At 42.5% G+C, this 22,396-nt stretch carries 20 protein-coding genes and 1 tRNA gene; 5 read left to right on the top strand and 16 right to left on the bottom strand.

What is annotated here, in order from left to right; translation table 11 throughout:
* Positions 1-23: 23 nt before the first annotated feature.
* Both rimI and OPS25_RS04180 read right to left on the bottom strand, forming a co-directional pair.
* The gene (gene rimI / locus OPS25_RS04185; protein WP_265616400.1) at positions 24-488 is read right to left on the bottom strand and encodes a ribosomal protein S18-alanine N-acetyltransferase; all 465 of its coding nucleotides are present in this window, start codon (positions 486-488) and stop codon (positions 24-26) included.
* Positions 478-906, bottom strand: coding sequence for a hypothetical protein (locus tag OPS25_RS04180; protein ID WP_265616399.1), 429 nt, complete (start codon positions 904-906; stop codon positions 478-480). The genes rimI and OPS25_RS04180 overlap by 11 nt, the downstream gene beginning before the upstream one ends.
* A 500-nt stretch (positions 907-1,406) precedes the next feature.
* Here OPS25_RS04180 and OPS25_RS04175 point away from each other — a divergent pair, with 500 nt between their 5' ends.
* On the top strand, positions 1,407-2,720 hold the full coding sequence (locus OPS25_RS04175; RefSeq protein WP_265616398.1) for a hypothetical protein: 1,314 nt from the start codon (positions 1,407-1,409) through the stop codon (positions 2,718-2,720).
* Positions 2,721-3,189: 469 nt separating this feature from the next.
* Here OPS25_RS04175 and OPS25_RS04170 read toward each other — a convergent pair.
* The 5 genes from OPS25_RS04170 to OPS25_RS04150 form a co-directional block, all read right to left on the bottom strand.
* A tRNA-Trp gene (locus OPS25_RS04170) sits at positions 3,190-3,266 on the bottom strand.
* 103 nt (positions 3,267-3,369) lie between these two features.
* Positions 3,370-4,218: a phosphotransferase gene (locus tag OPS25_RS04165; RefSeq protein ID WP_265616397.1), complete on the bottom strand. Its 849-nt coding sequence runs from the start codon at positions 4,216-4,218 to the stop codon at positions 3,370-3,372.
* Positions 4,145-4,768 (bottom strand): nicotinamide riboside transporter PnuC, encoded by a 624-nt coding sequence (gene pnuC, locus OPS25_RS04160; RefSeq protein ID WP_265616396.1) that lies wholly within the window; start codon positions 4,766-4,768, stop codon positions 4,145-4,147. Before pnuC ends, OPS25_RS04165 begins: the two co-directional genes overlap by 74 nt.
* Positions 4,768-5,031: a YkoF family thiamine/hydroxymethylpyrimidine-binding protein gene (locus tag OPS25_RS04155; RefSeq protein WP_265616395.1), complete on the bottom strand. Its 264-nt coding sequence runs from the start codon at positions 5,029-5,031 to the stop codon at positions 4,768-4,770. The genes pnuC and OPS25_RS04155 overlap by 1 nt, the downstream gene beginning before the upstream one ends.
* A gap of 18 nt (positions 5,032-5,049) precedes the next feature.
* Positions 5,050-7,104: a TonB-dependent receptor gene (locus OPS25_RS04150; RefSeq protein WP_265616394.1), complete on the bottom strand. Its 2,055-nt coding sequence runs from the start codon at positions 7,102-7,104 to the stop codon at positions 5,050-5,052.
* A gap of 630 nt (positions 7,105-7,734) precedes the next feature.
* Between OPS25_RS04150 and OPS25_RS04145 the strand changes: the two genes are divergently transcribed.
* Positions 7,735-9,504 carry an HDOD domain-containing protein gene (locus OPS25_RS04145; protein WP_265616393.1) on the top strand — a complete coding sequence of 590 codons (1,770 nt, stop codon included), beginning with the start codon at positions 7,735-7,737 and terminating at the stop codon, positions 9,502-9,504.
* 5 nt (positions 9,505-9,509) lie between these two features.
* Here the strand turns inward: OPS25_RS04145 and OPS25_RS04140 are convergent, their stop codons facing one another.
* On the bottom strand, positions 9,510-9,938 hold the full coding sequence (locus OPS25_RS04140; RefSeq protein WP_265616392.1) for an acyl-CoA thioesterase: 429 nt from the start codon (positions 9,936-9,938) through the stop codon (positions 9,510-9,512).
* A 43-nt stretch (positions 9,939-9,981) separates the two neighbouring features.
* Between OPS25_RS04140 and OPS25_RS04135 the strand changes: the two genes are divergently transcribed.
* The gene (locus tag OPS25_RS04135) at positions 9,982-12,099 is read left to right on the top strand and encodes a GNAT family N-acetyltransferase (protein ID WP_265616391.1); all 2,118 of its coding nucleotides are present in this window, start codon (positions 9,982-9,984) and stop codon (positions 12,097-12,099) included.
* Positions 12,100-12,500: 401 nt separating this feature from the next.
* The gene (locus OPS25_RS04130) at positions 12,501-12,833 is read left to right on the top strand and encodes a hypothetical protein (RefSeq protein WP_265616390.1); all 333 of its coding nucleotides are present in this window, start codon (positions 12,501-12,503) and stop codon (positions 12,831-12,833) included.
* Between the two features lie 527 nt (positions 12,834-13,360).
* Here OPS25_RS04130 and OPS25_RS04125 read toward each other — a convergent pair.
* The 6 genes from OPS25_RS04125 to OPS25_RS04100 are packed head-to-tail and all read right to left on the bottom strand — an operon-like array spanning position 13,361 to position 18,312.
* Entirely contained in the window at positions 13,361-14,632 is a 1,272-nt protein-coding gene (locus OPS25_RS04125; protein ID WP_265616389.1) for a tetratricopeptide repeat protein, read from the bottom strand.
* Between the two features lies 1 nt (position 14,633).
* Positions 14,634-15,245: an energy transducer TonB gene (locus OPS25_RS04120; RefSeq protein WP_265616388.1), complete on the bottom strand. Its 612-nt coding sequence runs from the start codon at positions 15,243-15,245 to the stop codon at positions 14,634-14,636.
* A gap of 1 nt (position 15,246) precedes the next feature.
* Positions 15,247-15,645: an ExbD/TolR family protein gene (locus OPS25_RS04115; protein WP_169210130.1), complete on the bottom strand. Its 399-nt coding sequence runs from the start codon at positions 15,643-15,645 to the stop codon at positions 15,247-15,249.
* Between the two features lie 11 nt (positions 15,646-15,656).
* Entirely contained in the window at positions 15,657-16,181 is a 525-nt protein-coding gene (locus OPS25_RS04110; protein ID WP_265616387.1) for a MotA/TolQ/ExbB proton channel family protein, read from the bottom strand.
* A 1-nt stretch (position 16,182) separates the two neighbouring features.
* Positions 16,183-17,541, bottom strand: coding sequence for a MotA/TolQ/ExbB proton channel family protein (locus OPS25_RS04105; RefSeq protein ID WP_265616386.1), 1,359 nt, complete (start codon positions 17,539-17,541; stop codon positions 16,183-16,185).
* Positions 17,542-17,547: 6 nt separating this feature from the next.
* Entirely contained in the window at positions 17,548-18,312 is a 765-nt protein-coding gene (locus OPS25_RS04100; RefSeq protein WP_265616385.1) for a DUF3450 domain-containing protein, read from the bottom strand.
* A gap of 469 nt (positions 18,313-18,781) precedes the next feature.
* Between OPS25_RS04100 and OPS25_RS04095 the strand changes: the two genes are divergently transcribed.
* Complete coding sequence (locus tag OPS25_RS04095; RefSeq protein ID WP_265616384.1) at positions 18,782-19,342, top strand: 2OG-Fe(II) oxygenase; 561 nt, start codon at positions 18,782-18,784, stop codon at positions 19,340-19,342.
* 253 nt (positions 19,343-19,595) lie between these two features.
* Here OPS25_RS04095 and OPS25_RS04090 read toward each other — a convergent pair whose 3' ends face one another.
* Both OPS25_RS04090 and OPS25_RS04085 read right to left on the bottom strand, forming a co-directional pair.
* Complete coding sequence (locus tag OPS25_RS04090) at positions 19,596-21,401, bottom strand: tetratricopeptide repeat protein (protein ID WP_265616383.1); 1,806 nt, start codon at positions 21,399-21,401, stop codon at positions 19,596-19,598.
* Positions 21,398-22,372, bottom strand: a complete 975-nt coding sequence (locus OPS25_RS04085) for an aspartyl/asparaginyl beta-hydroxylase domain-containing protein (RefSeq protein WP_265616382.1) — start codon at positions 22,370-22,372, stop codon at positions 21,398-21,400. Before OPS25_RS04085 ends, OPS25_RS04090 begins: the two co-directional genes overlap by 4 nt.
* Positions 22,373-22,396: the final 24 nt, after the last annotated feature.

Below are 22,396 nucleotides of genomic sequence, written 5' to 3'. Positions count from 1 at the left end.
GGAATGGAGGTGTGTCAGGGGGGCTATTTGGTATCTTTTAATATACGCTGCATTATCACAGCATCTTCCTTCGTTGCGCCCGTAATATAATAGTTTTTGCGCACTTCTACAGTTTGGAAGGAAAAGGAGTGGTATAAGTTTTGAGCAACGTGATTCGATGCGCGTACTTCAAGCCAGATAGAACTCGCGCCATTTTTTTCACAATGATCTGTGACCGCGTGCAGTAAAATTTTTCCGCGCCCATGCCCCCGCATTTCTGGCACAAGCGCGATGTCCATCAGCGTGGCTTCGTCTGCTACGGTCAAGATAATGGCATACCCTATGACTTGGATTTCACTTTTGCTAACCAGCAGTGTGTAGGGTTGCGAAACACAATCGGCAAAGGTTGAATATGACCAATGATTAGTTACCGCCGCTTTATGGATTGCATAAGCTGCGCGAATATCTTGTTCTGCGACAGTCTGTAAAACGTACGTATCAGCGGTCACTAGATAACTGAGCGATATGGCCCCAGAGCTGTCTTTTTAGCTTGGGTGACAACGTTAAGGGAAGTGCTGGCAGGCAGACCGATGTGGTGGTTACGCGGAGTTCATCACCAAGCGACCACTTGATCTGCTGTGTACTACCTGATAATTCACTAAGCACCTGTTCCACGTCATGTATCCACAGGGAAGAATCTTTTGCTGCCGCAGCTGGCAATGGCTGCTCATTCTGCTTAGCGTCACTGGTAGACGAAACAATCGAACGTAGGTGCGTTAATGTGGTGTCTGCGTTGGTATGGGAAGTCTTCGCAACGCTGTGATTAAAACCTTGTTGATTATCATCCGATGAGGGTTGTTGTAACCAAACTGTGATCCCCATTTCCTGAAGGGTTGCGATCTGCAATGTGGATAAACTTGATGACATATCACTCTTCTTAAGATTAACACCAGCGCCACACATAGAGAGCTTCAACTGCATCACAAAACGCATTGAACATACCGGTGGATCAGACACCCGCTTTGCAGTGCCTTGCTCTGGCTCTAACTACAGATTCCGTAATTTACCAGATTAGTAGGCATTTGCCTATCAGCTCACGAAAGCGGAATCACACTTAGAACAGGTTATCCTAGGATAATCCGCCTGTTCACGATTTCATTCTTGAGTCGACGGGGCTACCTTTTACGCTTAGAACGAAGAAACAGGATCTCACTTTAGGACTTTTAAGAAAATTGAAGTTAGTCCAATTAAGTCACGTTTGTGCCGATAAATTAACGAATTGTTGTTTATTTTTAAACGATTGTAGCCTTATCGGACCTATTTTTAATACAATGCGCAAGATCATAATTTGTTAATGAATTGCAGCAACCAATTTCAACTGCGCTTTATTACCACTCTTTGTTTACAAGGCGCGAGAGCTAAGTTTAATGAAAATAATTTTACATATCGGTAACGGTAAGTGTGGTAGTAGTTCTATCCAACATTACTTTTCTTACAACCACTCACAACCAGGCTTCAGATATGGTGTTTTAAAGAAAAGTGGCGATATACTCACAGGTCTGGCCGTTGAGCAGGAGGCTATCAAAAAGCCGTCTAATTATGCTGTGTCTTACAGCATGCCGACAAGTGTTGACGAGGGTTTCATTTCTCGATTTAAAAACAGTCTGACTGCACTGTCATCAGAAGACTGCGAGACGCTGTTACTTTCTTCAGAATCATTTGGCAGCAATGTGGCGCGCTTTAAACAACTCGACCCAGTTCTTAAACGTCACCGCGTAGAAGTAATTATGATCGTGCGTCCGCCAGTCCAGTGGCTCAATAGTGCTTGGTGGCAATGGCTTACATGGAATAACTCCCAATCCAGTGCGGCAGGTATTGATGATGCGGTAGCAAAAGAAAATGTGCCCAAAACCTGGCTCAAAAGGATTTCGAGGTTTGAGGCGTTAGATTGTGTGCACAACGTGCATGTATTGGCCTTAAATAATACGTTTCTCGATGATGTCAAAGCATTGATTGGAAAACACCATTTTGCTGACAAGCATGATACGTTAATTAAGGCGCACAATGCCGCGTCGAGTAGAGAGTTATTAAGTTTTTTAAAGGCAAAACGATCACTTCGTCCTGATCATAGCCACGCTAAAACTGAATTTATTCTAAATAAACATTTGCAGCCGAGATCAAAATCTGACTGGGTACTAACAAAAAATCATGTGCAGTTATTGATTGAAAAAAACAAACCTTATAATCTTCAATTAGCCGCCCTCATATCCAATGAAAATATTCTGGAAAATGAGGCTTGGTGGTCTACCGATTTTTATCAAGAAAAATGCAACAATGTGCAACAAGATTATAAACTTAGCTATGCTACGCTAGAAGAATTGCTGGAAGAAGCCTACCACATTATCATCGCACTTGACGATAGATTACGACACCAATCCAGAAAAGAACGGCTCAACGAATTAAAGCCGGAAATGGGGACTGAAGCTTATCAGTTCGAAGACGACTTTCTCAGCCCTGATGAAGTGTTGACTGTCGTTACCAGTGCCGAAAAATTAGCTAAATTCGATGTCAAGCAAGCAATGAAGCTGCTTCTCATTGCGCAAAGAAGCAGACCTAACGGCCAAGTCATACAAGAGAGAATAAAAGAGTGTGAAAAAATCCAGCGTACCGGGCTTGTTCGCCGAGCCGCTACTTTAATTGGCATGGTGCCAAAATTGATCAAAACTGGGTTAAAACACTGATAAGTAAATTTCCTGTCGCAGTCTTTCTTTTAAAAAATATCGCTGGGTTTAGGCCTCCCCCTGAACCTGTTAGCGATAGGAAAAATTCATCTATTACCTTACCGACTAATTCGTTCAGCAATAGCTTATGCTGACCATTTTCATATTTTTGTGAACTTGAAGTTTACGTCTCTCTCCTCTGAGGGTTTCGCGCAGAAAAGATTCTGACGGTTTTCACTACATATTATTTAGCTATTAACCAGTAAAGGTTACGGTTAGTAAGTTAGAGGGAATTCTACCCTTCCGCATGCAAGTGTGATCAGCTCAAAGTACACAGAATTGCGGTTTGGTGTAAAGCATTGGCAGGCAACCATCGCGCTCGGGAAATAAGTACAGATATTGATTTTTTGTTTACAAAATGAATTTTTTAAAAGCAAAAAGGAAGGATATTAAGTGCAGTGAAACATGTAAGCGCCAGCACCACGAAAAGTGGCAGGGGTGGAGGGACTCGAACCCCCAACCATCGGTTTTGGAGACCGCTGTTCTACCAATTCGAACTACACCCCTAACGCGCTGAGCATTATACGTAACGATTACTAAAGGTAAAGCACTTTTGGCCTGAAGTAAACGAGATGATTAAACTCTGACCAAAATACCCATCTACGATTAATTAGAGAACCACAGGAGGTTCCAAGCGCTCTTCGCTGGCAGCCTCTAGCGCTTGCTGCCATAACGTATTGGTCAATTTAACCACTTCGATTTGGCGGTGGACATTGTCGCTGACGTGCTCCTCGGGTAGCCTTGCCTGTTTTGCATAGAGGCTGCATAACTCGCTGGCATAGGATTCAGACAATTTGTTAATTTCGATTGCGCTGGCAATATCGAAATAGCGGTTCCCCATTGCAGCATACTCCCAGTCAACTACCAAGGGTCGAGTTGAATCCAAGATATGCGCGAAGGCCAAATCATTATGGCAAAGCGTTAATGCGGTATCATCAACTTCTATATGTATCCTTTCTGCAATTTCGTTAATTTGATGTACGAGTGGGTCGTCAGGAAATAATTGCGCGATCTCTACGTAATGATGTAAGCGTTCAGTTAGCTTCAAAGGGCGCGCAGTAATGGGCTGAGAATGAATGGTAAACAGTACCGTTGCGAGCACTTTTATTTGTTCAGTTGTGTTCGTTGATAGTGGGGTGGGCTCGTACCACGATTCCACCCATAACCTGCCATCATCACTCAACCAAACGGGCATAGGCGCTATTTTTCGATGCGCTAATTGCTCTTGCAATACGAATTGATGGAAACGGTTGATCCCGCTAAATTCATCATCTGCAATCCATTTGACAGCAAATGTACGTTCCCTATCGGTTAATTTGAAGGTTTGGTTGACCACGCCACCTTCAATTTTTGTCAGGGCGACATCACTAGTGAGCTTTAACGGGTTAGCTAGCAGGTTGACTATCGAGTCCAGATGCATGGCGATTATTCCATTGTTGTCGCCATTGCCAGTATCCAAACAAAGAGAACCCCACATAACCGACAAATAAGAGTGCGGTTAACACCAATCCACTTTGCGCATACAAATACGCTGACGCAATATTTATAAAAAACCAGTAAAACCAGTTTTCCAATATTTTATGTGCCACCATAAAGGTGGTAGCCATACTTAGCAAGTGAATACTCGCATCCAGCCACAGATAATCACTGTTAAATTGTCCTGCAGCCACCAGTGAAAACCAGTATGCCACCCCCAATAACCCGGGGACCAGCAGTAAATGAAAATGAAGTGGCAAGCGCGAAATGGAGATTTCTGTGTCCGCATTGGTTCCTTTACGCCACTGATAATAACCGTACCCTGCCATCACCATATAAAAACAATTCAACACAGCTTGAAAGGGTAAGGTGACTTGCCAAAAAAGCCACGTATAAATTGCTGTGCTGATAAACGCGCACAACCAGCACCAACTATTTTGCAGGGCAGCCAGCCATACGTAAGCAAGAGCAAGAATAACGGCCACCCATTCCAACCATGTGGTTGCAGCGAGTTGGGAAAGGAGTAATTCCATTACTCTTTAGCTCCAGCTTGCATTGCATCAAAGTTAAGAATTTTTGCTACAAACACGGCCTGCCCTACCTGTTGATGAGTCGCCTTCATTTCTTTCGTAAGCAGTGCCATGACATAATCATAATCGCCGGTAACCTGCGTACTGGTGCGAGAAGTAGTTATACTAATCTGCTTATCATTGTGCAAGCGCTCGATAAACGCTTTAATTGGCGCAATATAATGTTCCACTAGTGGGTATAGTGATAACTCAACCATCACTTGCATAACATTGCCTCTCCTATTTTAAAACTGATAACTTACTGTCACACCTAACTGGCGACCATTACCTAATTGATAGTAGGGTTTTGGTATTTCAAAGAATTCTCGCGGATCATTGCTAAAGCCGCCGAATCCTCGTACGTAATAGCGTTTGTCGAACGCATTTTTTAGCCATAACTTTGTGCGCCAGTTTTGCCACACATACTCCAGTTCGGTGTTAACCAAAGTGGTGGAAGGAGACGTTTCGTCGTGACCATCAGAAAAGAAGAACTCATCTTTATAGTCGATATTTACACGCCAAAAAAGATTGTCCACTAAGCCGATTTCACTGAACAGATGACCGGTAAACCGCGGCGCCTGCGCTTGTTGCCGCTTTAGCACAAAAGCACCATCTGCGGTTTGGTAACCTTCGAAATACGCATTCAGGTAACCAGCGCTAGCTTGAATATGCCAGTTTGAAGATACATACCAGCTTAACTCAACCTCAACGCCTCCGTTGGTCCCTAAATCAGCGTTATCAATGATGTCGATAAATTTTGGTGTATTGTTATCACGAATTTGCACATCATAATCACTCACCTGCGTATCTTTTCGACGCATATGGAAAATGGCCAGGCGTCCTGATAAATCTGCGATTATCGGACCTTTTACGCCCATTTCGTAATTCCAGTTATACTCTTCGTCAAAGAATCGCTTGTCATTACTGACTTCCTGGTCGGGGTTGACACCAGCGCCTTTGAAGCCTCGACTAACACTGGCATACCAAAAGTGTTGACCCACTACGTACTCGAGAGCCAGCTTTCCGCCAAGCATCGATGTATCCTGTGCAAAGTTACCACCGTCGCTGTCAATGTAATCGAAGTCGTATTGTTCCGCGCGCACTCCAACTTGTAGGCTTAAGGCATCTGACAAGGCAGTATCTGTCCTGAAATACACAGCGGTATTATTCGGTTCAAATTCACTCGTGAAGTCACCATCAAGATAGGTATACTGGCGATGCAGATGTTGCTCAGACGTCTTGTAATAGACACCCGCAATCCAGTCTGTCGTGCTATTAAGCAGACGCCATTGTTTAGCAGAAACGAATCTGAGGTCCGCAGTCTTAGTGTTAACCTCTCTATAATATGCATCAAATGAAGGATATGCCCATGGATGGAAGCCCGGATAGGTCCAATCTTCATCATACCCATACCCTATGTCGTGATCGGCCTGGGTAACCACCAACTGCACTGTTCCGCTATCGATCTCATGTGACATATTGGCACTTAGTGCGTGCGTCAATTGCGTATCAAAACCAGGTTCATTTGAGCGGGTAAAGCGAGTATTCTCCAGTGAAAATGCGTCATAGCCGTTATCTATGTCATACCAGCGGTAGTTTAAATTAACCTCAGTGGGTGCAGCGATTTTCCACTGCAAGCCAAATCTAGCGGCTGTTTCGTCAATATTGTTGGTGTTGTCACGGTCTAAATAAGTATTAGTGACAAAGCCATCACTACGGTTATGCACGAAGGCCGTTCTAAAACCTACCTTCTCTGTGAGCATTGTTCCATTGGCAGCTTCAAATCGATAGGTGTCTTTACCTGCCGCCGACACTTCCAGCTTCCCTGGTGCATTCTCTGACGGTTGATTGCTCGCGACCTTAATGGCTCCGGCCAAAGCTCCCGTACCAAACACGGTGGCCTGTGGCCCTCTAAAAATTTCGACTTGTTGGGTATCAAAAAGCAGTGCCGCGCCTGCAAGACCAGAAAAGTCAAAGTCATCAACCATAACGGTTACCGAGGGGTTGATGGGTTCAGCGAACTGGCTGCGTTCACCAATCCCGCGTATTTGCACGAATTTCCCCCGCGACGCCCCCGCAGTGAAATTTACATTGGGTGCTACATTTATAATATCTTCAATGTGACGGGCTTGATTAGTATCAAGTTGCTTGGCATCAATGATAGAGGCGCTACTGCTTAGCTGGTGTAAATTAGCGTGACGAAAGTCGCCGGTAACAGTGATAGTTTCTAGTGGTTCATCTTGAGCTTGAGAAAAGCTTGAAGTCAGGAAAATTGCGGAAACAATAATTGTTTTTTTCATCAGAATCTCGAATTTTTATAATTACTGAGATCCAGAAACAAGCAGCAGGTGCTGGTGAGTAAGCGCTAGACCATTCCTACGCCGGCATTATCCGGATCAGGTTCACATTTTCACTGCATATGCAGCGAAAACATAAGGGTTCCTACGTAGTAGATCTCAGCCTTCTGGGCACCCCTTGGTAAGTAGCGCGCAGTCTAACAGGCCAAGTGTAAAGATCAAGATAATATTGAAGAGAATGATGAGGTTGGGTCAAATTATTATCGGTAAGGAATAAAGATCGCCTGCGTGTGGCTGTGCAGGCGTATAAAGTAGTCCGGATTAAATCTCGGACCATTGTCTGACGTCTAGCGCGTCATTCATCATTTCCTCTCGAAAATTTCACCATTGGCGGTTGGTATACTATCTGCGTTAACCCGAACAATGATGGTATCGTAAATTTCCGTGATTAAGCTGATATGTGAATTCCTTCGTAGGAAAAACAATTGTCTTAATCATCATGTATTCGATTTCACTATAAGATGAATGCTGGAGATAAAATAGGACACTTTCTGTTAATTTTGGGTTAGTTGTTTGTTTATGCGCGATACCCTCATGCAACTCGCTATGGTTTATTTTGTTTAAGGAGAATATGTGTATAACAGGGGCCTGTTCTGGTCAGCGATAATTCGTTCTTTGTTAGCCTTGCGTAGAGACCAGCAATGGGAGAGCGAAGCGCATGAAGGAGCAATAGGGGAAATTGCCAAGCTGGAAAACGGTCGAGTAGATTTAAATGCCGTTGACCAGATTTTATACCAGCTCATTCCGCAAGAGCATGTTCCGCATATTGGAAATTCTTTAGCGGGCTATTTAGATTTTAACAAAATGGGTAACTTTACTGTTTTGTTAACCTCTTTACGAACCATTCACGAAGTGCTTGAAACTCTCTCTGAACATTACCAATTGCTGCTCGGAAATAAAAGTTACGTCAAGTACGAAGTAAAAGAGGAAGTAAAGCTGTCCTGCCCCGCCCATGAGTATTTAGCTGTGAGGGAGATTGAGATTTATTTTCTTTTCATTGTATGTCGACATCTGGCAGGCAGAAAATTTGATTTCAATGCTATTCAGTTACCAGCTCCACCACCTCTGCGACTCGTTTCAGCATTATCAAAAGCGACCATCACTAACTCAGATGGAAACATTACGCTCACTTTTAACCCGATGTGGCTAAATCAGACATCGTTTTATCACAGCGCCCAACTGGTTAAGATGTTAAAGGAAAGACTCGCATCACTAGAAAATATTTCTTTAAAAACAAAGCTGCATACCACTTTTAGTCACAGTGAAAAACCGGCCAGAATAAGAATAGATTGGGTAGCAGAAGTGTTAGGAACAACAGAATCGAGTTTGCGAAAACAGTTACGCCAGGAAACTCTCTCGTTTAATAACATTTTGAAAAGCTACATACACGAACTATCAAGCCATCACCTATTGGCTGGTAAAAAAAGTGAAACCATCGCCGAGTTACTGGGCTTTTCCGATCGTCGTACATTTGAACGGAGCTTCAAAGAGTATTCTGGAATTAGTGCGGGACAGGTAAGGCAATTAGGTAGTCGACTTCGGTTTCATAGGGGAAACAATCACTTAATCAATGTAGTAGATAATCTCCCTCCTCTACCGGATACCATTGCTGAACTTATTGCCCTTGACCATGAGCGCGCAACCGTTGAACGCGTTGTGAGTATAATTGAACAGGATCCAATTTTTTATGCTCACATCATGAGTAAAGCCAGTCGTGCAGTTTTTGGCAGTGTGCCTAAAACTTTGCACCAGGCTGTGGGCAGAAATTTAGGTGTGTCGAACATAAAACATCTTGCGGTAGTATTTGCAGCTCAGCAACTTCTAACCATGCAATGTCGCCACCCCGACGTACACAAACTTACAGATGCGATGTTGCTAAGTTTGACCTTATACCAAAGCGCCTTTGCTTTCGATCAGGCTGAAGACGAAGATGAAGTTACCAGACAAATGCTAGTGTTTGGTTTGCTGTCATTATTTATCGTCTTTCATGAAGAGTGTATGTTTGTTGAAGGCACCATGCACAAATGGGATGTGGCTACTAATTTTGCTGAATTTAGTGAAAGTCTGAATAAGGAATTTGGTGTCTGCCTTTATGGCGCGACGACGTTAATGCTCTTACGGTGGGGGTTTAAAAGCAGTGCTAACCATCGGCTATGGAAATTATGTAAAGAATCGACGATTGAAGAAAATGAAATTAATCGCCAGATTCTGATTTGCCATAATCTCGCGTTTTCTGCCACCGCCTTTACCGACAAAGCAAAGGTGATTGAGATACTAGCAAGCTTAAAAGCCGAGCAAAAATCGCGACTTTTAAGCGCTCTTGAAAGGTGGCAGACGCTCTAGAAGACCTACTCTTCTTTCTCGCCAATTAAATTAAGCGAACGTATTTCTTTGTCAGTTTGAGATTTTAGTCCTTCTAGCGTTTTGCCATGAGGAACGGGCTGTCGGGTAACTGGGTCCACTTTGACAAAAACAATATCATCTGCCAAACAAATTGTTTTTTTGGTTGCTTTATTTCTTACCAGACAGCTTACTCGAATAGAGGTCTTTCCTACCGATTTGGTTTCCAGACCAAATTCAACAATGTCTCCTTGCATCGCTGGCGATTCGAAATTTATCTCGCCAATATGTTTCGTTACCAAACAATTTGTTTCTAACTGACAAATAGCATAAATTGCTGACTCTTCGTCAATCCATTCCAGAGCTCTCCCTCCAAACAATGAATTGGCATAATTTAAATCATTTGGCATCACAAGGCGGCGTGATAAAAAACGCATTCGAAATCCTCTGGTTATCCCGTTAAAATCTAGGACATTATACGTGATTCAAGTAGATATGGCTTTAAATAAGGTTTGTGACTGGCTTTTTAGTCACTATAGCGGTACAAAAAACGGTGTATATCATCGCCACATGCTGATCATTGCAATGGAAGAAAATGAGAGTTTGCTGTGCACCAATAAAATTATAACCCGCGCTCCCAGGAAGCTCGATTTGTGTGTATTAAGTGATCGTTCAGAACTGTCTACCCACACAAAACCCGTTAAATTGTATAAGCAGTTATTAGGTCAATCTTATGACCTTGCGATATATGATGCCGTTTCAGAATTTCGACCCTCAGCATTTTTAGCTGTAGCCGGCACTGTTTCGCATCAGGGAAGCTTAATATTGGTCACTCCTCCCTTAAATAAGTGGCCACAGCAAGCTGTAGCGCGTTCTCCCTTTTATTTAACCCATGGATTTGAATTGCCAAGAAGCCGATATATTGCGCAACTTCGAGACAAGTTCTGCGCCAATAAACATATCGCACTATGGCAGGAAGACGCGGTAACTTTACCGGAAAAAACGTCATTTGTTCATAAAGTATCACCTCAGTCAGTATTTAAAAGTCATGATCAAGAAGTGGCATTTGATAACCTGATAACGTTTTTTAAAGGTGAAAACAGGTATGCGTTGGTGAAAGCGATGCGAGGTAGAGGAAAAAGCACACTACTGGGTTTATTTAGTGCATATCTACAAGGACACGGGTATCGGGTTTTAGTCACATCCACGGCCAGACAATCTGTTGAAGGGCTGGTACAAATTGGCAATGGCTCTATGCAAACCTTTCGTACCAATGAAGCGGACCTAAAAAACCGCCAATCGCATCAAGAATTAACCTGGGTGGCCCCTGACTCTCCACTATTACTTAATAATGACTACGATGTGCTACTTGTCGATGAAGCAGCGTCCTTCCCCGCTCCAGTGTTAACCAAAATTTGTTTATCTAATAAAAAAGTCATATTAAGTTCGAGTACTGATGGGTACGAAGGCAGTGGAAAAGGGTTTGAACACAGGGTAATTTCAGAACTGGGGCAGCACGCACAGGTGCAGCACATACATCTTTCCGAGCCACTACGCTGGTATAACAGTGACCCCTTGGAAGAATTTCTAGCGCGTTCGCTATTGTTTAAGCGTGACTTATCCTCCTCCACACGGATTACTGCCGCTAACTCTACCCATTTCCATTTCAGTACAAGCGGTCACTTAAGTGAATTGGATTTATCCCAGGCATTGAATCTACTCAACGGGGCACATTACCAAACTACTCCGGACGACTTAATGCGTTTGGTGGATTCCCCCGATATTTACTTTGGGTTACTGAAAACTACTGAAGGCGAAATTATCGCAGCCTGCGCTGTTAATGTGGAAGGAGGGCACAAACTCGCTTCGCTGGCACAGGCTATTTGCAATGGTTCTCGGCGAGTCAAGGGTCATTTAAGTGCCCAGGGATTAGCTTATTTTTGCGCCCAGGAAGAACTAACTACTAAGCTATATTGGCGAGTTAACAGAATTGCGGTGTACGATAGGTTACGAGGACATGGACTTGGCTCATACTTGCTCAACGCAATTATCAATAAGGCGAAATATTGTGACGTCGAGGCTGTCACCAGCTCTTTTGGCGTCAATCCCGCATTGCTCAAGTTTTGGAAAAAGAATGGCTTTCACCTATTAAAAGTAGGCAGTAAAAAAAATAAAGCTAGCGGCTCACGCAGTGCGCTTATTGCTTATCCATTACAAACTCGTTTTAAAAGACTCATCGGCAAACTAAGTAAACTAGGGTTGAATGATGCAAAATTTGACGATGTGGATCCTGCTATTTTACATTTTTTTGACTGTGATCACGTGGGTGAAAATGAATTAACTTTATTCTATCTTTCGAGATGGAAACAGTTTTGCTATAACGACCGCAGCCTTGCCTCGTTATATTCGGCTATTCCGTGGCTAATAAACGAAATTTCTACAGGTTCATCCGCTCCCCTTCCTGGCACTGATTTGTTTCTTTCCGACCTTGAACATGCTTTGGATAACAAGAAGAACGCAGCGGCCGAATTAGAAGATATTAAACGGTATCTCACCTCTTATTTTGAGCGCCAGCCCACTACATCATTTCAAAAATAAATAGCTCTTTGTTTTTGCGAGATGATGCTTCATAGAAGCCATAAACTATTTAACAACTCAGTGTGTTACCCCTTCCCAACAGGGGAAACATGAATAAAAACTAAAGCAGAGATAGAGGGATAACGGTGTAATAAGTCCCAATCAATTTACACCTCTTGAAGTATCCATTTTATACAGGTTCAACAACTGTCGCAGTGCAAGGCTTGTAGATTCAATCTTTACCGTTGATAATCGCTTCGCTACCGTGAAAATGGTAGAAATTTGATTACGCATTATCCTCATTAGGTAATAAGTACTATCTATTCCACGAAAGTGCATTGGAAATTATTGAACTCTTAGTGGTTTCCTACACATTACTTATAAAACAATAAAAATACTTTACTAATTAAAAGGAAGCTTTGATGAGCTCAAAAAAAGTACTTTTCGCAGTTTGTACTGGTATATTAATTCTCGGGGGTTGTGCATCAACTCCTTCAGCTGGAACAATCCCTACCCTAGCCAATGGAGAGCAAAGAGAACCTGACATCTCATCCAAGTATGTCGAACAAGGTGCATGGTTTAATAGCAGCAAAAATGAAAAATTGGATTATCCAGACTTTGCCGATCAAAAATGTAAAGAGCGCGGTTTTTCGAAGTATGTCGCTTATGAGGCCGGCTATGCTTCCACCACATCAGTGGTAGGCCTACCTTCGGGTGATACTAGTCGCACAATTGATATTTGGTGCGAAAAGTAAGCCCTATTCTCTAGAGCTAATCCTCAGATTCATCGTTTAAAAAGATAGAACTGCTTTCTTTGAAATGTGCATAGAATTTGAGGATTTTGTACCAATGGTTTCAACGCAAATTAACCTATTACAGTATTTACAATCTGCAATATATTTATTAAATATATAATTTTGAAAACTCCATAAGAGGCAAGTTGACCTCAGTCCATAGTATGTAAGTATTTCCTCTCTGCTTCGTTTTTTTATCATTCCTTCATTACTCTTTTCTATTGCTATACCTATTCGATGTACTCCGTCCATCATCTCCCAGCTGGCGCATACCACGAGTAATTTAAACACACTCACTTGTAACTAAGGCGAAGTAGCCCATTAGGTTGATCAATAGGGATAGTGTAGAATAATGGTATTGAATAGAGATATAAAAAGAGCGCCATCGTTCCCGATCTAGTTAGCAAACGAAGCTAAAAAAAAGGCCTGAATATTTCATTCAGACCTTTCTATTAACATTCAACAAAATTTACCGAAGCAATCAACGATTAGATCGTAATACCACGATTTTTTGCTTTTTCTTTGATGTAAGGGATCCATGCGCTAGCATTTCTTCTAACTGAGCTATCTTTTTTAGCCATTTCAGCATACTCGAAGGCTCGTTTGTAGTTGCCGAGATAGAAATGCGCTTCCATCAGTGAGAAGTGAATTTTACCTGGATCATCTGCCCCACGTTCCAAAGCACTTTCTAACGCACCGATAGCCTTTTTATATTCTTCGGCTACAATCAGCAATGTACCTTGCTTGCGATAGTGATCAGGATCGGAACTCTTAGTTGCCGCGCGACCGTAGTAGTTAGCAGCCGTTTCGTAATTTTTAGCCTGGTGAAAGGCGTTAGCTATAGACGCTAAATTACTGGCACTGTCTTCTACAAGCCCTTCCTTAAGATGTTTCTCCATCACTTTAGCAGACTTATAAGGAATACCATTTGAAGCATATAGCTGTGCTATTTGCTTAATATGATTTTCTTTTGTCAGCCAGCCATTGTTGTAAGCGACTTCGAAGGTAGCAAGCGATTTTTTATAATCCTCAACCAAAATGTAGAACAGACCAAGCTGTGTCCACCACTTAGGCTCTTCAGGAAATAAAGAAACAAGCTGCTCAGAAACCTTAACCGTCTCAGGATACATCTTACGCTCATAGTACGAAGTTAACTTCAGTACATATGGGTTTTTATTGGGCTCTTTATAAAGTGCAATGGCTTTATCGGCAGGCTCAATCATTTTATCTAACTGCTTAGACTCATAAAAAGCCTGTGCTAGCCTTGTATAAACATCAGGATCTTCTTTACACGTAAAGTCCATCCATTGGTTATACCACTTTATTGCTTCCGAATATTTTTGCTCCTGCATACTCAAATCTCCAATAAGTTTCAGAGTTTGAGAGTGCTCGAGGTCATTCAGTACTTTAGGTTCGACTGAGCTTATAAGATAGTTATAAGCACGGTTGCCTTCCCCTTCTTTAGCAGCAAGCAGGTTACCAATAAATCGATTAACGTATGCTTTATCAAAATTATCTGACGGATCAATATCCATCAAAATTTCTAACGCTTCATCGACACGATCTTCATTATAGGCTTCAAATGCACGTTGAACTTTTTTACCAGTTCGCTCACCGACTAATTTAGTGTTGCCTTTTTGATAGCCAGGGCATACAACTGGTGCATTAGACGTTTGTGCAAAACCAGCATGACTAAACATCATGCTAGATGCACCAAGCATTAATGCCACAATTGGTTTATTTAACTTTAATTTCATCATGTTATTGATCCAGTTTGAAATCTAGCTGAACAAACATGCCGGGTTGCTTAACGGGTTTGCCATCAACAATTTTAGGCCGATACTTCCATTTTCTTAATGCCCTCTTCGCTTCTCTATCAAAGAGTCGCTTAGGATCGGCATCAATCACTTCAATGTCTTCAACACCACCAACTTCATTGATTGTAAACGACAATCTAACCCAACCCTCACGGCCATCACGAGCAGCTTCAGGTGGATAACGCGGGTCAATCCTGACCACAGGCGTAGCTTCACCATCGCTTTGCATTGCACCTACAGCACCAATATTGATCCCTACACCGCCAGTATCTACTTGCGGCATGGCCATACTAAACCCATCAGCATCCGGTTCGTCAGCTTCAGGTTCAACAGGTTCAATTTTAGGTGGCTCCTTAGGCGGAGGTGGTGGCGGTGGCGGAACCCTTTTCCGTGTTTGGGTATCTTCCTCAGGCTTAGACATAACGATATCGATTACCGGTGCATCCGGAACCTCGTCTGCTGGTCGCGCTGAGTTTTCAATCAATTTCGCCATAATAACAAATAGACCGAAAGCTATCGCCGCACCAATTAAAATAGAAATGATAAATCTTGCCATTTTAACCCCTTGCTGCAACAGAAACGCGATCAACACCAGCGGCTTTGACCTGGTCCATAATCTCTACGACCAATCCATGCTTAGCTTTCACGTCTGCCTGAATGATGACATAGTCAGTAGGCTGCTCTGTAAGCAATCGCTCTATGTTAGCTCTAACGCTATCAGGAGATACTTCACGCTTATCCAGCCAAACATTCCCATCTTCAGTTATCGCAATGAAAATATTGGCATTCTTATGTAGTACCGCCTGGCTCGCGTCTGGCTTGTTTACTTCAATACCGGCTTCTTTAACGAATACGGTTGTAACGATAAAGAAAATTAGCATGATAAACACGATATCCAACATGGGTGTCATGTCTATTTGCGCATCTTCTTCCTCGGTTCTGACTTTACGAGCCATAATTTCTCTCTCTAATGATGTGGCAGGCTATCAACTAAGCCTTCTCGTGCCAACTTCACCTTCGCTTCTAAACGAGAACTAATAAACAGTCCTGACAACGCTGCTACCATTCCCGCCATAGTTGGAATAGTGGCCATTGAGATTCCTGACGCCATCAATCTGGCATTACTGGTTCCCTGCGTTGCCATCGTTTCAAAAACACTAATCATTCCCGTTACCGTGCCTAATAGTCCAATAAGCGGACACATAGCTATTAACGTTCTGATAATCAGCATTCTGGCGTTTAAACCGTCAGAAGCCTGAGATATCCAAGCATCACGGATTCTATGCGCATACCAAGACCTAGTATCTGTGCGGCTTTCCCATTTTTGGATAATATCTTTTTTAACCTTAGGGAAAACCGATACCAAGTACCAATAGCGCTCAATCATAAGTACCCACATAAGAAAGAGCGCTAGCGCGACGAAGTAAAGAACATCGCCGCCGGTTGCGATAAAGTCCCTGACCGATTCCCATAATCCAATCAGGTAAACCATATTAAACTCTCTCTGATTCAGAGTGAGCAGCTACGATTCCAGCAGTCTGCTCATCAAGAATGTGGACAATAGACTTGCTACGTGAAGCAACGATGCTGTGAGTAAGAATCAGCGGCAATGCTGCGATAATACCCTGAGCTGTTGTCACAAGTGCCATTGAAATGCTACCAGCCATCATACGTGGGTCGCCTGTACCAAACAGTGTAATGGTTTGGAACGTAGCAATCATACCCAATACCGTACCTAGTAGACCCAACAGTGGTGCAATTGCGGCGAAAATCTTAATAACGTTGATCCCGCTCTCAATTGACGGAAGTTCACGCAGAATAGCTTCATCCAATTTAAGTTCAAGGTTCTCAGCGTCAGCGCCTTTATTCTCATGATACACTTTCAAGATGCGGCCTAATGGGTTGCCACTTGAAGGATTACCAGGGTTTTTCAACTGAGAGTTTATTTTGCTGCTTGCGATAGATAGGGTAACAAGCTTGTAAATACCAATTAGCAAACCAATTACCAGCATAACCGTAATGGTATAACCCACTACACCACCGGCATGATAACGCTCTTCCCACGTCGCTTTTTGCTTAAGTAATCCAAGAATTGCACCTTGCGAAGGGTCAGCATAGAAAGGCACGAAACCTGATTTAGCTTCTAGTAACTCTTGTGCAGAATCGACTAAATAATTATCTGGTTGACGACCAAGAGGCTGTACAACGTTGTTTTCAGTATCGTAAGTCAGGTAGCCGTCTGTACCTACCAGGTTGAAGGTACCAACACGGACGATTTCCTGCTCAGAAGAACCGCCATCAAGGTTAACCACTTCAGTAGAGAAACGAACAACCTGACCACCTTCAGTCATTTCTGTTTGTAGTGAGAACCACAAGTCTTCCAGCTCTTTAATGTTAGGAAGGCCTTTAGATTCTTCAGACATCTCTGCAAGGAATTCAGAACGCCCTGGGAATTGAGCACTTACGATTGAGGTAGAAATACGACCGTTAGCTTCAGAAGCTGCTTGCCTTACCACACCAAACATCTCACCTAGCTGACCAGTTGCCTGATCAAGCTCAGCTGCTTTTTCGTTCAGCTTGATATCGTTATCAGCAAATTGCTTCTGTAAACGATCACCACGACCCTGTTCAGCTTTAAGATCCGCTTGGGCTTTTTTCAATAAAGCTTGTTTATCGGCTCTTTCAGATCTGAACTCGGCTTCGCGTTGTTCATTGATACGTGCTTCTGAAACCCGGTTCTGCTTTACTTGCTCAAGCAGGCTTTTAAGACTTACTGCGTCTTGAGCATAGGCTCCAGAGGACAATACCGCCAAAGATGCAGCGGTTATTAAAGATTTAAACATAATTTTCATTAACAATTACTCCGCTGCCTGAATTGGTAATTTAATTAAATCTGCAGGAACGACACCATTAGCCATCTTAACTGCATCAACAACAGAGGAAAGGTACTCATCACCAAGTTCTTCCCATGCACGCTTTTCGTTATTCCAAACGAAGGCATGGTTCTGATCCAGGGATAAGGCCAGCAAGGCGGTTCTTCCTAAATTGAAGAAATCCACCGTAATCTGGGTGCCATTATTTTCAATGGTGCCTTGATAAGAATCGATTTTAGTACCGTACTCAACTTCAACCAGATACGCCTCGATCACCTGACGGAATTGCTCAGAGATAGTAACGTTAGAGTTTGCCATCAGATCGCGCAAGCGCTCAATACGCTCTTTACGCTCATCTAAATGAATAGGGACGTCTAAATTGATAAACTTTTCCAAGCTTTCAATCATTCTAAACATTAACGGGACGATACCCTGTTTAGTATCTTCAATGCTGTCAATCTGACGCTGCAAAGAATCAATACTACGTTGTTGATCTTCTACTAGACTCGCAATGTAATCGTTATACACTTTAAGGTTTTCAGTTTGATCTACAGTAGTACGATACTCAATCAGTAATTCCTGAGACTGCTCGAAATACGTGTTTATTTTCTCTTGAGATTTCGCTGCTGCGGCATGAATCTTGGCTTCTTCGTTTTGAATAGCATCTAGGCTATTAGCAGAGACTGCTGCGCTAGCCGTTAGTGCAAATGCACCAATAACGGTTGAAGCAATAATGGTTCTCTTGCTCATCTTGGACATAGTTCCCAACCAATTACTTTTTTGAATCCTCGCTTTAAAATCAAGCAAGGGGCTTATAAATTTTTTAATTTTAAGACAAATGTAATAACTGATTAAAAGTTTTCACAATTATTACGAACTGCCAATAGTCCCATGGAATATTAGGATGAGTCAAGTAACTCCATCTTCCTACTCCCTTTTGCTCATAGTTTAGTCGTTAATGATACGAAAACATTCCTTCACTTGGTTTAGTATCGGAAAAGAGTAAGATCCGAACCATTAAAACACGGCAGTTTAAGTTGCCTACTCATACAAAATAGTCCAAATCTCAGCGTTTTGAATTAATTTGCGATATTCTTCAGATACTAAACGGTTAGCAACGCATAGAATACCGATATATTAGGAGTAGAAAGTTGTTCTCCTGTGCATATTTTGCTTACAATGAAATGTCATTACATAATAAGTATAAAATAAGCAGTATATGAAGATAACTCCTTCTCACTCAGTAATAATCGAGGAAAAACCTCTCTGGGTTTTTGATGGTCTGTGCTCTCCCCAGGAACTCAACAATATATACAAAGGCCTTGAAATCAGTGCATTTAAGCGGATTGAGATTGCACGCCCCGATACCAGCAATTTCAAGCATTGGGTGGTCAATCTTTCCGAACAACAAATTCAAAACCTGCCGGTGTATCAAAAAGCGCTCTCGCTAGCTAACGCGTTGCTAGGCGGGGAATGGCGTGCTTACAGAGGATATATAAATCACGCAGCCTATGGTGACATGCTGTTTACGCATACTGATTGTATGCCAGATGCTGATGAGTTGACTGTCTTGATTTACATGATGCCGCAGTGGGACATTGAGTGGGGCGGTGAAACACTGTTTTTTAACAACCAAGACGACTGTATGTTTGCCTGTACACCAAAACCTGGACGAATGACCATGTTTCATGGCGCTATCAAACACGTAGGAAGGCCGCCCAATAGAATTTGTTATGCCCCTCGCTATACGCTTGCGTTTAAACTTGAAAAGGTAAATTAAACAGCTTATTGAAAGGGCATCTTTGGATTGTGCTAATTCGCCAGTAATAATCAAATCTAAGATAGTGATATTAAATTAAAAAGTTCTGTCGCAGCGTAGAGCAAATTAGCGTCATGTTTATCTATTGGAAAGAACCGTGTCCCTATAGGAGAACTCATCACGTCTGCTATCCATTTTGAAATGTCGTCATATCAAGTTAGGTGTGTTGAAAAAATGATGCACAGCGTCGATAAACCCTTCCTGTGATGTTGACTTAGTCAGGCACGATATCGAAAGCCACCGTTAATCGCCCTTTCTGACTGGAAAAGGGATTGGTTCCGTGCCACATATAGGCAGGGAAAAAGACCACTGAACCCACCTGAGGCTTCACTGCCACGTCTGCTTCAAAATGTTGACCAGCAACTTCGGCGCGACCAAACACTATCCATCCCTGTCCGGCCTCTTCTATTTCATCGGGTAAATCTACATAGTAAACGCCACTTAACCACCCCTGTGGATGAAAGTGAGATTTATGAAAACCGGCCGTGTGCAGGTGAACAGACCACGATCCCTTAACCGAGATATTATTTGGTAACCTTCCTAAAAAGGGATGTTTTTTATCTTTGGTAGATTGCCTGATAAAGTTTTTAGCTTCTTCAATAAGACGGACCTTTAGCTGTTGTAATATGGGTAGCTCACTTTCCAACAGGTCTTCATATGTTTGCGTTCCATTTTGCAGTGATTGCCCAATAGGGGGATTGCTATTGTGGTGCAAGTCCTTCAAAACAGTAGAAAGCTGATTATTAAACTGAACGTTCTCAATGGGATCCTGGAACAATTCCTTAACATGTATCAAGTTCGTATAGTCACACAACCACAAGTAGTCATTACGGTTTTCAAGCATTTTCCAGCACGTTGAAATCATTGTCCACCAACCTTGATTGGCAGGCTCTAAGCGATGCAATGTTTGAAAATAAGTTAACGCTGCTTTTGCCTCACCCACACTTAAAAGTGCATAGCCATGTTCACTCATTGCACCAATTGTATGCGCTCCTTTCGTAGCCAGGGCGAGCTTACTATAGTGCAGCGCGTCCGAGAAATTATGCAGCTCACGGTGTATTCGCGCTTTAGCGACTAAAAACGCTGCCGGGAGAGAAGACGTTACCTTTTCAATCTCGTTACATAACTCAAGCGCTCGGCGAAATTCGTCCGCATTTGACAACAACTGGATGTAAGATAATTTAAAATCAATTGGGGTATCGGTTTTAGCAATTTGTGACTCTATATACTGAAATGGTTTATCCGCATTTTCCGCCCAAAGAAAAAGTGCCAATTCTTCGTGAAGCTGCCAGTCTAGTGGCGCTAGCCCGATTGCCTTTCTATACATTTCCAGCGCTGCTTCTTTTTCTACATTTAATACATAACATGCAGCTAGATTACGCAGAATAAGGGCATTATCAGGCTGATGGGTCATAGCAGTGCGAAAATAACTGATTGCCTGCGAGTACTTACCTTCTTCTCTGAACAAATTTGCCAGATTGTTTAACGCCTTAATATTTCCTGGCTCAACCATAGTGATGTCTTGCAACAGACGTTTGGCTGTAGTTCTATCACCTAGTTGAACATAACTTTCTGCTAATACTATCTTGGCACTTGAATAATCGGGTTTTACCGTGAGAAGGTGCTTACATTGTCGTATCGCTTCTTCGAAGCGGGAAGCCTGGTTATAAGCTCGAGAAAGATTAAACATTATATCTGGGCTCGGCGAACCTGCCTGCAATGCTTTTTTAAAGACATTAATGGCGGCAGTCGGCTTTGCCATGCTTAAATATAAATTACCCAGTGAATTTAATAGGTCAGGATTATTTTTAAATTTCTTAAGTCCCTGGTTTAATACTTTCTCAGCCTGAGCGTTGTCGCCCTGCCTTCTTAGCGATTGCGCAAAAATATGAATAATAACCGGGTTAAGTTTTAGCAGTTGCCTGTTCACACTGACATAATTGACTACGCTAGCAACCTGGCCAGTGTTGTACGCATTCAGTAACTGGCCGACAATTTGTTTTTCATTAAGGTAGGTCATGTGTATAAAAGTCTGTCAATGGTGGCTAAAGGTCCGATCTTCTTATTCCATTCGTCATAGCTTAGCATGAACTTTTCAATCGCTTTACGTTCAGGTTGGGTTAGATGTGGATTCCACACTTCAAAAATTAAAACTGATCGCGCAGAGTCGGCGTCATTCGATGCCGAGTGACGAAAGCTATCGTCAAAAATTAGGACGTTTTTCTCATCACTCCAATTAAACGTTTGTCCTGCCACCTTAAGGACCGCAGCGGGCGTTACCTTTAGCGGTACATGTACCGTTAGTCTAAAATTAGATATACCGAAATGAGGTGGGATATAGGCACCAGGCGCCAGCACAGAAAGCACTATTTCTGGGGAATGAGGTGGGCAATGGGCATGTATATCATCATGCAATAGCTTCTTTAGTCTCGGTGAGACTGTGTCAGCTAAGGGTGTAAAGGCCCCTTTTTTTGCCAGGTGGGACGAACTCCATTTCTCGGAAATTTCTCGCCAATCCACCGTTGAAGGGATGTTAGAAAAATTATCAGTATATTTTTCAGAAACGTTTTCGCTTAACTTGATTAATTCGCCACGACATTCTTGCAGCTTAACAATGTACTCGCTTAGTTGAGGAATTTCATTCACATCAAAAAACGGTTTGCTAGGAAGGTCTGGAATATAGAAAAAATTGGGTTGTTGCTCACTATATTGAAATTTCCGCGGGGTCAGCCCGAGAAATTGTGCAAGCGCCAGAGCAAGACGTTCGGACACATCTTCGAGAAAGCGGAACTTGTCATATGCGTCTCTGCGCGCCAAGTTGGCTGCATTTTGTATATGTGATTTGCGTGATGGTGATGGTTGACCTTTGTGAAGGTCAAAGAAATCCCGATGATCAAAATAAAGCTGATGATAGCCTTCTAAGGCTTCTTCAAATTGTTTATCACGCAGGTTGATTTCAATATTTTGTAAAAGAGTATCAAATGACGACATAGGGGACATTCATAGGGTATGTTC

The sequence above is a fragment of the Alteromonas aquimaris genome (assembly GCF_026183695.1).
Lineage (GTDB): Bacteria > Pseudomonadota > Gammaproteobacteria > Enterobacterales > Alteromonadaceae > Alteromonas > Alteromonas aquimaris.
Note: the sequence above shows the minus strand (reverse complement) of the source record. Positions and strands in the feature narration are given on the sequence as shown.

What these genes read in the sequence shown, in the direction of transcription:
- OPS25_RS04115 (WP_169210130.1), bottom strand. Translation starts at nt 15,645, where the DNA reads ATGGCTCGTAAAGTCAGAACCGAGGAAGAAGATGCGCAAATAGACATG.
- pnuC (WP_265616396.1), bottom strand. Translation starts at nt 4,768, where the DNA reads ATGGAATTACTCCTTTCCCAACTCGCTGCAACCACATGGTTGGAATGG.
- OPS25_RS04125 (WP_265616389.1), bottom strand. Translation starts at nt 14,632, where the DNA reads ATGATGAAATTAAAGTTAAATAAACCAATTGTGGCATTAATGCTTGGT.
- OPS25_RS04095 (WP_265616384.1), top strand. Translation starts at nt 18,782, where the DNA reads ATGAAGATAACTCCTTCTCACTCAGTAATAATCGAGGAAAAACCTCTC.
- OPS25_RS04180 (WP_265616399.1), bottom strand. Translation starts at nt 906, where the DNA reads ATGTCATCAAGTTTATCCACATTGCAGATCGCAACCCTTCAGGAAATG.
- OPS25_RS04150 (WP_265616394.1), bottom strand. Translation starts at nt 7,104, where the DNA reads ATGAAAAAAACAATTATTGTTTCCGCAATTTTCCTGACTTCAAGCTTT.
- OPS25_RS04140 (WP_265616392.1), bottom strand. Translation starts at nt 9,938, where the DNA reads ATGCGTTTTTTATCACGCCGCCTTGTGATGCCAAATGATTTAAATTAT.
- OPS25_RS04130 (WP_265616390.1), top strand. Translation starts at nt 12,501, where the DNA reads ATGAGCTCAAAAAAAGTACTTTTCGCAGTTTGTACTGGTATATTAATT.
- OPS25_RS04175 (WP_265616398.1), top strand. Translation starts at nt 1,407, where the DNA reads ATGAAAATAATTTTACATATCGGTAACGGTAAGTGTGGTAGTAGTTCT.
- OPS25_RS04110 (WP_265616387.1), bottom strand. Translation starts at nt 16,181, where the DNA reads ATGGTTTACCTGATTGGATTATGGGAATCGGTCAGGGACTTTATCGCA.
- OPS25_RS04155 (WP_265616395.1), bottom strand. Translation starts at nt 5,031, where the DNA reads ATGCAAGTGATGGTTGAGTTATCACTATACCCACTAGTGGAACATTAT.
- OPS25_RS04100 (WP_265616385.1), bottom strand. Translation starts at nt 18,312, where the DNA reads ATGAGCAAGAGAACCATTATTGCTTCAACCGTTATTGGTGCATTTGCA.
- OPS25_RS04085 (WP_265616382.1), bottom strand. Translation starts at nt 22,372, where the DNA reads ATGTCGTCATTTGATACTCTTTTACAAAATATTGAAATCAACCTGCGT.
- OPS25_RS04120 (WP_265616388.1), bottom strand. Translation starts at nt 15,245, where the DNA reads ATGGCAAGATTTATCATTTCTATTTTAATTGGTGCGGCGATAGCTTTC.
- OPS25_RS04105 (WP_265616386.1), bottom strand. Translation starts at nt 17,541, where the DNA reads ATGAAAATTATGTTTAAATCTTTAATAACCGCTGCATCTTTGGCGGTA.
- OPS25_RS04090 (WP_265616383.1), bottom strand. Translation starts at nt 21,401, where the DNA reads ATGACCTACCTTAATGAAAAACAAATTGTCGGCCAGTTACTGAATGCG.